This window comes from Saccharomonospora xinjiangensis XJ-54 (assembly GCF_000258175.1).
Lineage (GTDB): Bacteria > Actinomycetota > Actinomycetes > Mycobacteriales > Pseudonocardiaceae > Saccharomonospora > Saccharomonospora xinjiangensis.
Genome location: NZ_JH636049.1, coordinates 1,807,584 through 1,820,851 on the forward strand (window position 1 = coordinate 1,807,584; position 13,268 = coordinate 1,820,851).

11 protein-coding genes are annotated in these 13,268 nt (G+C 65.9%); 3 read left to right on the plus strand and 8 right to left on the minus strand.

The window, feature by feature from the left end; all coding sequences use genetic code 11:
* Window positions 1-2: 2 nt before the first annotated feature.
* The 4 genes from SACXIDRAFT_RS07615 to rplM all read right to left on the minus strand — a co-directional run bounded on the left by SACXIDRAFT_RS07615 (window position 3) and on the right by rplM (window position 2,985).
* Complete coding sequence (locus tag SACXIDRAFT_RS07615) at window positions 3-308, minus strand: type VII secretion target (RefSeq protein ID WP_006237964.1); 306 nt, start codon at window positions 306-308, stop codon at window positions 3-5.
* A gap of 166 nt (window positions 309-474) precedes the next feature.
* Window positions 475-1,809, minus strand: a complete 1,335-nt coding sequence (gene glmM / locus SACXIDRAFT_RS07620; protein WP_006237965.1) for a phosphoglucosamine mutase — start codon at window positions 1,807-1,809, stop codon at window positions 475-477.
* A 238-nt stretch (window positions 1,810-2,047) separates the two neighbouring features.
* Window positions 2,048-2,518 carry a 30S ribosomal protein S9 gene (gene rpsI, locus SACXIDRAFT_RS07625; RefSeq protein WP_006237966.1) on the minus strand — a complete coding sequence of 157 codons (471 nt, stop codon included), beginning with the start codon at window positions 2,516-2,518 and terminating at the stop codon, window positions 2,048-2,050.
* Window positions 2,519-2,532: 14 nt separating this feature from the next.
* The gene (rplM, locus tag SACXIDRAFT_RS07630) at window positions 2,533-2,985 is read right to left on the minus strand and encodes a 50S ribosomal protein L13 (RefSeq protein ID WP_006237967.1); all 453 of its coding nucleotides are present in this window, start codon (window positions 2,983-2,985) and stop codon (window positions 2,533-2,535) included.
* Between the two features lie 186 nt (window positions 2,986-3,171).
* On the opposite strand from rplM, the gene SACXIDRAFT_RS07635 reads away from it, so the two are divergent.
* Entirely contained in the window at window positions 3,172-4,059 is an 888-nt protein-coding gene (locus tag SACXIDRAFT_RS07635; RefSeq protein WP_006237968.1) for a hypothetical protein, read from the plus strand.
* Window positions 4,060-4,098: 39 nt separating this feature from the next.
* Window positions 4,099-4,596, plus strand: coding sequence for a DUF4333 domain-containing protein (locus SACXIDRAFT_RS07640; protein ID WP_006237969.1), 498 nt, complete (start codon window positions 4,099-4,101; stop codon window positions 4,594-4,596).
* 69 nt (window positions 4,597-4,665) lie between these two features.
* Here the strand turns inward: SACXIDRAFT_RS07640 and SACXIDRAFT_RS07645 are convergent, their stop codons facing one another.
* From SACXIDRAFT_RS07645 to SACXIDRAFT_RS07660, 4 genes are all read right to left on the minus strand, one after another.
* A complete protein-coding gene (locus tag SACXIDRAFT_RS07645) occupies window positions 4,666-4,953 on the minus strand; it encodes a WXG100 family type VII secretion target (RefSeq protein ID WP_005453316.1) in 288 nt (95 codons plus the stop codon).
* A 49-nt stretch (window positions 4,954-5,002) separates the two neighbouring features.
* Window positions 5,003-5,320 carry a WXG100 family type VII secretion target gene (locus SACXIDRAFT_RS07650; protein ID WP_006237970.1) on the minus strand — a complete coding sequence of 106 codons (318 nt, stop codon included), beginning with the start codon at window positions 5,318-5,320 and terminating at the stop codon, window positions 5,003-5,005.
* A 196-nt stretch (window positions 5,321-5,516) separates the two neighbouring features.
* The gene (locus tag SACXIDRAFT_RS07655; RefSeq protein ID WP_006237971.1) at window positions 5,517-7,487 is read right to left on the minus strand and encodes a type VII secretion-associated protein; all 1,971 of its coding nucleotides are present in this window, start codon (window positions 7,485-7,487) and stop codon (window positions 5,517-5,519) included.
* Between the two features lie 123 nt (window positions 7,488-7,610).
* The gene (locus SACXIDRAFT_RS07660; protein ID WP_006237972.1) at window positions 7,611-11,624 is read right to left on the minus strand and encodes a type VII secretion protein EccC; all 4,014 of its coding nucleotides are present in this window, start codon (window positions 11,622-11,624) and stop codon (window positions 7,611-7,613) included.
* Between the two features lie 223 nt (window positions 11,625-11,847).
* Here SACXIDRAFT_RS07660 and eccD point away from each other — a divergent pair, with 223 nt between their 5' ends.
* Window positions 11,848-13,242: a type VII secretion integral membrane protein EccD gene (gene eccD, locus SACXIDRAFT_RS07665; protein ID WP_006237973.1), complete on the plus strand. Its 1,395-nt coding sequence runs from the start codon at window positions 11,848-11,850 to the stop codon at window positions 13,240-13,242.
* Window positions 13,243-13,268 lie beyond the last annotated feature (26 nt).

Below are 13,268 nucleotides of genomic sequence, written 5' to 3' on the forward strand. Positions count from 1 at the left end.
GGTCACACCTGCTTCGAAGCGATCATGTCGCGACTCACGACCTCGCCATCCTCGTAGGACTTCGCCGCCTTACAGAGGCGATCACCGAAATCGGCGGCCTTCTCACCGTAAGCCTCAACGCAGTCGCGGTACCGCTCGATCGCGTCGGCGTAAGGCGAAGCCGCATGTGTCCACGCCTTGCCGAATTGCCCGCTGGAGACCCCGGTCTCGATCCGGGAGGCCTCGTCGCCGAGTTCGGCGCCCACCTGCTCGTAGGCAGTGCCTGCCGCGTCCAGCTTCCCTGGGTCGACAGTCTGTCCACCCGCCACGGTTCCCCCTCGTGCACTCGCAGAACAACGTCTCCGCTCCGACGCACCGTCAGCCCCGCCGAATCAGTGCTATCGGTGCCGCTGTGACCACGATGAGGTTACCTACTCGCCGAGCAACTGCGGGGGCGATCACCGCATTTCGCCCGCGAAACGCGGCGGAGAGGTTTCAGCCCACGGAGGCGACGACGCCGGCGAGCCGGTCAGCCGCCGCTTGAGCCGTGTCAACGTCCGGCGCCTCCACCATGACCCTGACCAACTGCTCGGTACCGGACGGCCGCAGGAGCACCCTGCCCTCGTCACCCAGTTCGGCTGTCACATCCGCGACGGCGTCTCTCACTGCGGGCGCGCCCGCCACGGTGTTCTTATCCGTCACCGGCACGTTGACCAGTACTTGCGGCAACCTCCGCATCACCGTGGCCAGCTCACGAAGCGACTTTCCGGTGACCGCCATGCGGTTCATGAGACGCATGGCGGTGAGCAGGCCGTCACCAGTGGTGGCGAATCCAGGCAACACGACGTGCCCTGACTGCTCCCCTCCCAGCGAGTAGCCGCCTGCGCGAAGTTCCTCGAGAACGTAGCGGTCGCCGACAGCGGTGGTGCGGACCGCGATGCCGTGCTCCTTCATCGCCAGGTGCAGTCCGAGATTGCTCATCACCGTGGCGACCAGTGTGTGGTCGGCCAGTTCTCCCGCCTCGGCCATCCCGATCGCGAGCACGGCCATGATCTGATCGCCATCCACCACGCGGCCATCGGCGTCCACAGCGAGACAACGATCCGCATCACCATCGTGGGCGATGCCGAGGTCCGCCCCATGCTCCAGCACTGCGGCAGCGAGAACCTCCGGGTGTGTCGAGCCGCAACCCTCGTTGATGTTGACGCCGTCGGGCTCTGCATGCAGGGCGATTACTTCCGCCCCCGCTTTCCGGTATGCGTCCGGAGCCGCGGCGGACGAGGCGCCGTTCGCACAGTCCACGACGATACGCAGCCCTGCCAACGAAGTGGGCGTCGTCTCGAGCAGGTGAGCGACATAGCGATCGACGGCGTCGGGAACCTCGGACACACGCCCGATCTGAGCTCCGGTCGGCCGGGGGCCCGTCGCGTTCAAACCGTGCTGGATCTCGTCCTCGATACCGTCCGGAAGCTTGTGACCACCCTCGCCGAACAGCTTGATGCCGTTGTCCGGCATCGGGTTGTGGGATGCCGAGATCATCACACCGAGATCCGCGGAAAGCTCTGTGACGAGGTGGGCGACCGCAGGCGTCGGAAGGATGCCAAGGCGCAACACGTCCGCACCTGCCGAAGCCAACCCGGCCACCACAGCGGCCTCCAGCATCTCGCCGCTCGCCCTTGGGTCCCTGCCGACGACCGCTACCGGCCGGTGGGAACGGTCGTGAGCGGCGAGCACCCTCGCCGCGCTGGCAGCGACGGCCAGTGCCAGCTCGGGGGTGAGCTCGTCGTTGGCGAGGCCGCGAACCCCGTCCGTGCCGAAAAGGCGAGCCATTATCCGTTCGACCTCCGTCATCGCGAGCACAAGCGAACCGACTCGAACAACCTAGCGATTCCACGATGCACGCCTGCGCCCCCGTCAGCCATTCGACCACCTTTAGCCCGCGAAACGTGCTTGACGCACGAGTCGTCACCACGTTTCGCGGGCAAACTGCGGTCGATGTCCCACAGAGGCCCCGACAAACACCAAGCGCCCACCCGGCGAGCGGATGGGCGCTTGGAGAGCAGCTGGATCAGCGCTTGCTGTACTGCGGCGCCTTGCGCGCCTTCTTCAGACCGTACTTCTTACGCTCTGTAGCACGAGCGTCACGGGTGAGGAATCCGGCCTTCTTCAGAGCGGGCCGATCGTCGGCGTCGATCTCGGCGAGCGCCCGCGCGATCGCGAGGCGAAGCGCGCCAGCCTGACCCGAGATGCCACCACCGTTGAGGTTGGCGTGGATGTCGAACGACTCGGGCTTCTCGACGGTGACCAACGGCTCACGGATCAGCTGCTGGTGAACCTTGTTGGGGAAGTACTGCTCGAGGCTCTTGCCGTTGAGCTTGAACTCGCCGCTACCGGGAACCATGCGCACCCGGACGACAGCCTCCTTGCGACGGCCGACGGTCTGCGCGGTACCACCGGCAGCCCGGGACGGCTTCGGAGCGGCGGGCGTCTCGCTGGTCACGACCGCGTCGTAGGCGGCCTCGGTCTCGGTGCTGGTCACAGACTGTTCCTCACTCACTGGGTCACCTGAGCGATCTTGGTGATCTCGTGCGGCTGGGGCTTCTGCGCGGTGTGAGGGTGCTCCGGCCCGGCGTAGACCTTGAGCTTCTTCGCCTGAGCACGGCCCAGCTTGGTCTTCGGGAGCATGCCCTTCACGACCTTCTCGACCAGCCGTTCCGGGCGGGTGTCGAGCAACTCACCGAACGAGCGCTTACGCAGACCACCGGGGTAACCGCTGTGCCGGTACGCGAACTTCTGCTCACGCTTCTTACCGGTGAGCGCCACCTTGTCAGCATTGACGATGATGACGAAGTCACCGGTGTCCACGTGCGGGGCGTAGGTGGGCTTGTGCTTGCCGCGCAGCAGCGTAGCGACCTCGGTCGCCAGCCGGCCGAGCACGACATCCTCGGCGTCGATCACGTGCCAGGCACGAGTGACATCGCCGGGCTTAGGGCTGTACGTGGGCAAGGGTCTACCTCGTCGTCAACTGTTGCGTGTGGGTCAATGCAGGCTTGGCGCGTGCCGCTCGTGCGCGCACAACAACAAGTGAAGATACCCGGTCGCCGCGAAGAGGGTGAACCCGGGGGTCCGCACCGCCCGACATACTAGTCTCTCCCCAGCGCGCGCGGACCTGACACGCCAGGGGGATGGACCATGAGACAACGACTGCGCAGAGTCGTGGCGACGTGCGCCGCCTTGCTGTTGGCGGCCGGATGCGCGACCGGCAGGGTGGGCGAGCCGATTCCGGACGGTGACGACGTCGCGAAGTACGTCGGGACCAAGTTCGCCGCCACGCTCGGACGCCTGGACGACGATCTCGGCGAGACCGAACCCCGCAAGAGCACGCACCGTTCGTTCATGCGTATCAACGAGTTGAAGAGCGACAACACTGTGACGGCCATCCAGGTCGGCAGCCCGCCCGACCGCTTCTACAAGAACCATTCCAACCGGAACTCCGCCGACTACCGGGACTACTTCCTTCCCGCAGGCAGCGATGTGGAGTACACGCTGCTCGGCCCCGACTACGCGTCGCTCGCGCCGACCCCCTGGGTTTCCATGCCCTACTCCGGTGAGGGCCTCAACATCTGCTTCTGGGGTGGATATCTCACCGTCTGCAAGATCTTCACCGCGGTGAATCGCTCGATGGAGAGCAGCGAGGTTGACAAGACGGCGAAGAGCCTGGCCGACGGCAGCACCGAACTGACCATCGGCATGCCACTGCGGATTTTTTTGGAAGAGCGCATCGTCGTGCTCCCGGACTGGCTGCTGGAGGAGATCCCCGAGTCACTGCTCGACAAGGTGATCGACACCCGGATCCTTCTGAGCCCGGAGGGTGACCTCAAGGAGATCGAGATGCAAGGCCTGCTGTCCGACAGCGGTCAAGAGGTCGAGATCAAGCAGCATTACGAGGTGCTCGAGCCGCCGACCGAGCACGAGATTCCCGCCGTGCCGTCGCCGGACGAGGTCACCGAACTCACCACCGACAAGGAAATCGACGAGTTCTACGACCGGATGTCGGAGATCACCAGCAGCCGTGAGTGAACAGACTCGGCAAACCGGACCAGCGGACGGGGGAAGAAGATGACGCAGCCGCCTGGCGCGCCCCAATGGTGGCAACAGCAGGGGCCGCCCACCGGGGCGTCCCCGCAACGGCAGTACACGCACCCCGCGCCACAACCCCACTCAACCAGCTTCGGTGGCTCGTTCTCGTCCGAGTACGGCGGGTTCGGGGCGTTCGACAGCAGTTCGCCCGCGAAACGCGCCAAGTCACGCAAGCCGTGGATCATCGGCGTCGCCGCTGCGGTCGTGTTGTTGGTGTGTGGCGGCGTCGCGGCGTGGGCGAGTGGCGTGTTCGCCGGCGCAGTGCTCGACCAGGATTCGCTGCACGAAGGCATCGCCACTGTTCTGCGGGAGAGCTACGGCGAGCACGACGTCCGCAACGTCAGCTGTCCTGACGGTCAACAGATCAGGGCTGGGCACACGTTCGACTGCACAGTCGATGTGGCAGGAAAGCCGAAGACCATCCGCGTCCGGGTTCTCAACGACAAGCCCCAGTACGAGGTCGGCGCTCCCCACTGAATCGCGGACTTGCCATAGGCATGAGAAAACCGGGCTCACCGTGGCGAGCCCGGTTCGTCATGTCCAGGATCAGAACATGCCCTGGATGCTCTTGTCCGTGGACTGGTAGCCGTCGGCGATCTGGGGCAGCGCGGTGGCGATCTGAGCCAGAACCTGCTTCATCTCGTCGAGCGACTGGTTCCACTCGTTCTGGCACTGCTGCCACGCCTCCATGGCGTCACCGCTCCAGGAGTCAACGAGCGGGGCGAGCCGGGACTTGAGGTCCTCGAACAGAGCCTCCAGCTCCGAACCCGTGCGCTGGCAGTCCTCAGCCGCAGTGTGGATGGTGGCGTAATCAACGACGATGCCGTTCGGCATTGTTCCTCCCGTTCAGTAAAAGTCTGTGGATGGTCCAGTACGCGGTAGCTCAGAGGCCGCCGAGCGCGTTGCCGATGCTGCTGATCGCGGAGTTCTGCTCTTCTTCCGCCTGCTGGTACTTGACACCGGACTGCTGGAGCAGCTCACCGATGTTGGCGAGCGCCTCGTTCAGCTTGCGGTTCTTCTCGTCGAAAGCCGCCATGACGTTCTGGAAGGCCTTCGCCGCCTCGCCCTGCCAGCCAGCCTGGGTGGCCTCGATGTTGTTGCGAAGCTGGTTGAGGTTCTGGTCCATCGACGCCTTGATCTGATCGACGTCCTGGTACGCCTGCTGGAACTGCTCCGGTGTCCCGGTGAAACCGCCTGCCATCGGGTGTTACCCCCTTCGCTTGTGGGTGCCGTACTCGTTCGTACTGGCTCTACGACGGAGACAGTGCCATGTCCGGTTCCGCGTTGTCGCCCAAAGTAGGCAACTAGTTGCGAGCGTGAACGCAGTTTCCGGACCCCGGCGGGAACCTGGGGCCACGTGACCGCTTTCTGCCCGCTAAACGCGGTCGCCCAAGCCGTCAGTTGGTGAATTCCAGTGTGCGAACGATCTGCTCACATGCGGCGCGGACACGTGCCGGTGCCTGTGCTTCCTGGCAGCCGACGCTCACCTGCGCCGTGCCGTGTGCGAGGACATACCAATTCACAGTGGCCGCAGGCTTGTCTTCCCGGTAATGGATGACGTCTCGACCTGCGTACTCGGTGTGCTCTGAGAAGCCGGAGTAGACACCAGGCTCGGCGTCGGTCAGTTCACGAAGTTCGCGGGCTAAACGCTGTCGTTGCACGCCGCCGTCGTAAGGCAACACGATCTCCTGGACGACCACGAGGTCGTCGTCCGTAGTGGTCTGGGCCTCCTGCGGTTTGACGACGACCTGCCGCGCCTCGACGTTGTCGCCGGTCTGAGTCCAGTCCTGAGGAGCGACGAACTTGTAGGAGTACTGCGCGTAGGTGCGTCCCCGCGTGGTCGGCTCTTCGTTGCCCTCGGCAATGGCGATCACGAGAGCGACCACTGTGGCCACCAGTGCGACCGCAGTCACCGCCGCTGCGATCACGACACGTTGTCGCCGCCGGGAGGCGCCGTCCTTTGAGAGTGCCGCGGTCCCATGAACGGGCGTCGTGGGCTGCTGCCCGAGCGACGGAAGGGGTGGTGGGCCTGGCGGCATCGGCGGCGGCACTCCGACCTTCGGAGGTGGTGGTCGATGCCCCGGTCCGGGCCCCGTCGGCGCGGACAACGGTGCCCGGCCCACGTTGTGTGACACCACCTGACGTAGCGGGGCACCCGGTTTCGTCACGACGTCCGTGCGGTGGTCGGCCTGCGGCAGCATTGTGCCCGCGAAACGCGCCGACATGGTGCCGGGCAGCACCCCTGTGCGGTCGGGCAGTACCTGGACCGCACGCAGAGCCCCGCGAGCGACGACGGTCTCCGGCTGGTCGAGCGTGGTCGGGACCACTCCTGTCCGCTCGTGGACGAGCCTCGACACCATCGGGATCCGGCTCGACCCTCCGACGAGGAAGATGGCCGTCAATTGCTGCGGGCGCAGGCCCGCCTCCTCGATCGTGGCTCTCGTGAGTTCGGCGGCTCGCCCCAGCGGTGTCCGCACGAGTCGTTCCAGGTCTTCACGAGTCACGTGGGCATCGGCGAACGGGGGCGGCATCGGCACGTCGGTGTACGCATGCCGCGACAGCGTCTCCTTGGCTCCTCTGACGTCCTGCCTCAGCACCCTTCGGCGACGTCGATCTGCAAGCTCACGACCCTGCACGAGCTGGTCCCACGCTTCGGGATCGGCCTTGGCGACCAGCGAACCGACATGTTCGAGCAGAGCCTGGTCGATGTCGGCCCCGCCGAAGCCGGGGTCTCCGCGGGTGGCGAGTACCTCGAACCTGTTCTGACCGTTGACCTGTGCGCGTCGCACGACGCTGACGTCGATGGTGCCGCCGCCGAGATCCAGCACCGCCGTCGTGTCGCCGGGCCGCCCGCTGAATTCGACGGTCCTGTCCTGATTCACCTCGCCGGGCGCGAACGTTGCCGCGTGATAAACGGCCGCCGCCACCGGCTCGGGAACCAGTGCGACTTCGCGGGCCAGTCGCCCTGCGGCCTGCCGTAGCAGCCGGGTTCGCAGCGCGCCCCACTCGGCCGGATGCGTCAGCACCAACAACGCCACTTCGGCGTTGCCCGCGATCCTGCGTGCCTCCGACACCGCACGCTGTAGCACGGCGTGCACGGCGTCCACCACGCTCAAGACCGTGTCGCCGAGCAGGAGTTCACCCTCATCGATGCGCCTCTTCGGGTTCGGTTCGAACCGCGCCGGATCAACGGCGGCCTGCCGCTCGGCTTCCTGACCGACGAAGACGGTGCCGTCCTGCGCCGCGTACACAGCGGACGGCATGATCGGCTGGCCGTCCACGACGACGACCTGAGGTTCGCGCCCGTTAACCGAGGCGACGACACAGGTGCTCGATGTCCCGAAGTCCACCGCCACCCGCAGTGACACCAGCCGCTCCTGCCCGTCGTCGATTCCAACCTCATCGCCCCGGCGGCACCCGTTCCCGAGGCGTCAACAGGACGGTGGGATGGCGTACGGTCGCCGGCAAGGGTGACCGTACGCCATCCCAGGTCATTCAGGCGCGATCCACGACACGTGCATGAGCTTCTTACCCACCTTGCGGCTGACGAAGTAGCCGCGCCCAGGAGGCATCGGGCCCGCCTTCACGTTGCCGAGCAGTTGCCCCTCGTCCTTCGACCCGTTCATCACCAGACCCGGCATGGCCAGTTCCTTCAACTTGCCGATGATCGGGTCCATACCGGTACGGGCTGCACCACCGGTGCGCCGGGCGACCACCACGTGCAGGCCGACGTCCTTGGCCTGCGGAAGATACTCGGCGAGCGGGCGCAGCGGGTTGTTGGTGGACGTCGCCACGAGGTCGTAGTCATCGACGACCACGAACAGTTCCGGCCCCGTCCACCACGACCGGTCCTTCAACTGCTGCGGCGTGACATCCGGGCCGGGCAGGCGCTTGGCCATCGACTGCGCGACCTCCTTCATCATGCCGTCGAGCTGGTTCGCCGAGACGGCGTAGCCGAGCAACTGATCGCCGTCCACGAAACCGAGCATCGTCCTGCGGTAGTCCACCAGGATGATGAGTGCTTCCTTCTTCGTGTACCGATCGGTGATGCCTCGCACGATCTGCCGCAGCAGGTTCGTCTTGCCCGACTCACCGTCCGCGTAGGCAAGGAAATGCGGATCGGCATTGAAGTCGAGGTAAACAGGGGCAAGCTCGTCCTCGTCAACGCCGATGGGAACAAGCTTGCTGTCCTTATGCTTGTCCTGAAGCAGCATTTCCTCGTACGGCATGACGTCGGGGAGCAGCCTGACCTGCGGCGCGTGCCTCCCCTTCCATGCGGCAGTGATCTTCTTTACCGCGTCCGCGACCCCTTCACCGAGGTCGTTGTCACTACTGGAACCGTCGAGGCGGGGAAGCCCGCTGAGGAAGTGCAGCTTGTCGCGGGTCAGTCCTCGGCCGGGGCGTCCGGCGGGCACGTTGACGGCAACCCTGCGGTCGATGTCCGACTCACTGGGGTCACCGAGGCGCAACTCGAACCGCGTTCCCAGCATGTCCTTGATCGCAGGCCGGATGTCGGCCCACCGGTTGGAGGCGATGACGACGTGCACGCCGTAGGTCAGGCCCTGCACAGCGAGCTTGGTGATCTGGGGTTCCAGCTCGTCGAAGTCGTCGCGCAGTGCGCGCCAGCCGTCAACGATGAGGAAGGCGTCGCCGAACGGGTCCTGCTCGGCCGTGATGTCACCACGCCGCTTGCGGTTGCGGAAGTCGTTCATCGAGTCAACAGCGAGCGCGCCGAACCTGGCCTCTCGTTCGTTGACCAGCGTGGTGAGTTCCGCGACGATGCGGCGGGCCTTGTCGGGCTCGCGGCGGGCCACGGCGACACCGCCGACGTGTGGAAGTCCCTCGAGTGCCGCCAGCGTTCCACCGCCGAGGTCGATGCAGTAGAACTGCGCTTCCTCCGGTGTATGCGTCAACGCCATCGACATGATCAACGTACGCAACATCGTGGACTTGCCGGACTGTGGGCCACCCACCACGACGCCGTGACCGGCGCCACCGGAGAAGTCCGCCCACAACGGATCTCTCCGCTGCTCGTACGGGCGGTCCACGATGCCCAACGGCACCTGCAACCTGCCGTTCCCGAAGAAGCCCACCGGCGAAAGGCCGCGATCCTCGGTCGGGTTCAGGTTGGGCAGCAACGTGTCGAGCGAGTTCGGCTCCTTCAGCGGCGGAAGCCACACCTCGTGCGCAGGCGGGCCCTGGCCAACGAGCCTGCTGACGATGACGTCGAGCTCGCTCGGCTCGACGGCCTCCTCCGACTGCGGCTGTTTCGGCTGCTCGACGAACTCGGGTTTCGGTTCCGGTTCCTTCGGCAGCTCGATGAAGTCCGGGACGAAGAGCTGGGGACGCTTGTCCGCGCGGACGACCTTAGCGCCCGGCGCCGCGGTCTTGATGCCAGCAGGCCGGTACGGCCCCGAAACGTACGACGCCTTGAACCGCACCAGGGTGGAGGTGTCGTACTTCAGGTAGCCGCCACCGGGAACGGACGGCAGTTCGAACGCGTCAGGCACACCAATCGCGGCGCGGGACTCCGCGGCGGAGAACGTCTTCAGACCGATGCGGTAGGACAGGTGGGAGTCGAGCCCCCTGAGTTTTCCCTCCTCCAGTCGCTGCGACGCGAGCAACATGTGCATCTGCAGCGAACGACCGAGACGGCCGATGGCGACGAACAGATCGATGAAGTCGGGCTTCGCCGACAACAGTTCGGAGAACTCGTCCACCACGATGAACAACGCGGGCAACGGGTCGAGATCGGCGCCGTTCTCGCGCGCCTTCTCGTACTCCCAGACGTTCTTGAAGTTGCCGCCGTTCTTCAGTGCCTCCTGCCGTCGGTTCATCTCGCCCGCGAGCGCGTCCTTCATGCGATCGACCAGCGTGACCTCGTCGGCGAGGTTGGTGATGACCGCTGAGACGTGTGGGGCCTTGTCCAGCCCGAGGAACGTGGCACCACCCTTGAAGTCAACGAGGACGAAGTTCAGCGTGGTCGAGGAGTGGGTGGCCAGCATCCCGAGCACCAGAGTCCTCAGGAACTCCGACTTACCGGAACCGGTGGCGCCGATGCAGAGACCGTGAGGGCCCATGCCCTCCATGGCCGCTTCCTTGATGTCCAGCTCGACCGGTTGGCCGTATTCGCCGACCCCGAACGGCACGCGATAGCGATCCCGGATCGGCCTCGGCCGCCACGCCTGCTGTACGTCGAACGTCATCGGATCGCCGGGAATACCCAGCAGCTCCAGCAACGACGGGTTGGACAGCAGCGGCTGCTCCTCACTCTCCTCCGCCGCACCGGTGCTCATGCGGTACGGCGAGAGCTTCCGGGCCAGCGCCTCGACTTCCACGAGGCTCAAGGTGTCCGGGCGTCCGAACCATTCCACGCCGCCTGCGCTGCGCGCGCCGAGGCGTTCTTCCTCCACCACGAGCCGGAGGCCACGGCGCGCTGCGAGATTGCCGATCGAGTCGGACAGATCGATGAGCGTGACGCCGACGAGCCCCTCCTCGAGGAGGATCTGCTCCTCACCGGTGACGTCCGCGTCGTCGAGCACGATCACGATGTGCGGCTGATCGGGCGCGGGTGTCGCATTGCGAGAGAACCGCTGCCGTTCACGCAGGTGCTCGTCGAGCCACTGCTCGATCTGCGCCAGTGAACCACCCATCATGCGCAGCTGGCCGATGCCGTCGGACAGGGTCGGGTGCTGGACGTGAGGCAGCCACTTTGCCCACTCCCACTCCTCCTTCGCCCTACCCGTCGTCGCCACACCGATGAGCACGTCGTCGGGACTGTGGAACGTCACGAGCTGGGCGAGCATCGCCCTGGTCAGTCCTCGGGTGAGTGTCTTGTCGCCCTGCATGCCCACGGCGGCGAATCCACGCAACGTGATCTGCGTAGGGAGGTCGGGCACGATCGAGTGGGCGCGGACGAAACGCCGCAGAGCCAAGGTAGCGATCGGTTCAAGCTCATCGACAGGACCGGTCTGCGGCGGCACCAGCCTCGTCGCGAGCCGGTGTGAGCTGCGGCCGACACGCAAGTGCAGGAAGTCCTGATCGCTCTGTCGCCGTTCCCACATGCGGCGGGTCGATGCCATCGACCACAATGCCTCGGGATCCGGGTGCACCCATTCCAGGGAGGCGCGCTGATCGATCATCGCCTCGCGCGCCCTGTCCCGCATCTGCCCGAGATACCGCAGGTAGTCCTTGCGGTCCTCGTTCATTTCGGCCTTCTTCTGCTGACCGCCCTTACCGCCGCCCGCGAACATGCCGACCATCGACATCATCATCATCAGCGGCATCATCAGAAAGAACGGGCTGCGCCCCATCGCGCCGCCTGCCGTGAACATGAACACGACCATGCCGAGCATGGCGACGACCATGACCACCGGCATCAGTTTCATGATGATGTTGCCGGGGATCGTCCTCGGGACCTCGGGTGGCGGTTCAAGATGGACCTCGCCACCCGGTGGCCGGGGAGCAGCAAGCCGTGGCGACCGCTTGAACTGCAGCGTGCTCACCGAAAGGACCCCTCTTCGACTCGGCGACTGGCGGCCAGCGCGAGGACTCGCACCGGCGACTTTCACCGGAAACTGCCCCCACATGTGGCTCAGGTGCGTTAATACTAGGGCGGCATCACGACACCATGGGGCCGGTTCGGCAAGGTTACCGGCCCACAGGCGGGTTGAATCCGCGACGCGGTATAAACACCTGCGGCGAAATCTCCAGGTAGGGGGCGAAAAGGTGGCAACGGGCACGACGGTTTTCAGCAGGGTCACGGTGGTTGCGCCGCGAACCCGCATCGACGTCGCGCTGCCGGCCGATGTGGCGGTGGCCGACCTCATGCCCATGCTGCTGGAAATGGCGAAAGAGGTCAGCCCCGACGGAGGCGCCAGGCACGGAGGCTGGGCGCTGGCGAAACTCGGCGACGCTCCTCTCGACCCGAGCAGGACCCTCGCGTCGCTCGGCGTCGTCGATGGTGAACTTCTCCAGCTCCGCAAGCGGAACGAGAACCCGCCACCGCCGCTGTACGACGACGTCGTGGACGCCATCGCCGAGGCCGAACCCGACAGTTTCCGGCCATGGACCAAGGAAACCGCGCAACGCATCGGGCACATCGCAGGTGGACTCGCGCTGTTCAGCGCCGCACTCGCGCTGTTCTTCGGCGGTGCGGCCTACGGAGGCAACAGCCTCGCTATCGCCATCACGGCCGGCGTCGCCGCGATCGCCTGCGTCGCCGTCGGCGCCACTCTCGCCAAGGCGTACGGAGCTCAAGCCACCGGCGTCGTCGTCGCAGCAGCCGGTGGACTCCCGCTGGCTTTCGTCAGTGGATTCCATATCGTCCCCGGCGCCACGGTCCGCGCCAATCTGTTGTTGGCCAGTGCACTGGTCGTCGTTGTCGCGGCGGCCTGCATTCTGGTGATGGGCACGGGGATCACGACGTTCATCGCCGCCGCCACCGCAGGTGTGTTCGGGGTCGTCGCCTTCCTCGTCGCGACTCTCATCGCGCACCCCGCCCCCGGCATCGCCGCCGGTACCGCCGCCGTCGCGCTGGCAGGTATCTCCATGCTGCCGAGGGCAACCATCTGGCTGGCCAAACTGCCGCTGCCCAACGTTCCTGGCACCGCGGAGGAGTTGAAGGAGGACACGGGCTACCCCGACTACTCCTCCATCGAGCGCAAGACCAGCGTTGCGCACAACTACATGACCGGTCTGCTCGTCGGCAGCGGCTCCGTCACCGCCGTCGCCGCGATCATCACGGCCATGTCCGGCGATATCTGGGGCATTCTCACCGCAGTGATCGCCACGCTGGTGCTGCTGCTTCGTGCCCGCACGTACGCCAACGGCAGCCAGGCCGTCGCCCTGCTTACCACCGGCCTCGCCGCTGCGGTCGGGATCGTGTTCGGCTGGATGTGGACTGAGAGCGCCCAGGGCCGCCTGCTGTGGGTGTTCGGCACGATCGTGCTGCTCGGCGCAGCCGCGCTGGTGCTGGGAGTCGTGTTCCCCAACCAGCGGTTCACGCCGCCGATGCGGCGTGCCGTGGAGATCTTCGAGGCCGCCTGCATCGCGGCCGTTCTGCCGTTGGCGCTCGCCGTGATGGGGCTCTACTCCACGCTGCGTCACCTCGACCTCGGCTGAGCAACAACCACAAACGCCACGACTTC

Bases quoted from the DNA above. Each gene is read 5' to 3' on its own strand.
- SACXIDRAFT_RS07635 (WP_006237968.1), top strand. From the start codon at position 3,172: ATGAGACAACGACTGCGCAGAGTCGTGGCGACGTGCGCCGCCTTGCTG.
- SACXIDRAFT_RS07640 (WP_006237969.1), top strand. From the start codon at position 4,099: ATGACGCAGCCGCCTGGCGCGCCCCAATGGTGGCAACAGCAGGGGCCG.
- SACXIDRAFT_RS07650 (WP_006237970.1), bottom strand. From the start codon at position 5,320: ATGGCAGGCGGTTTCACCGGGACACCGGAGCAGTTCCAGCAGGCGTAC.
- glmM (WP_006237965.1), bottom strand. From the start codon at position 1,809: ATGGCTCGCCTTTTCGGCACGGACGGGGTTCGCGGCCTCGCCAACGAC.
- SACXIDRAFT_RS07645 (WP_005453316.1), bottom strand. From the start codon at position 4,953: ATGCCGAACGGCATCGTCGTTGATTACGCCACCATCCACACTGCGGCT.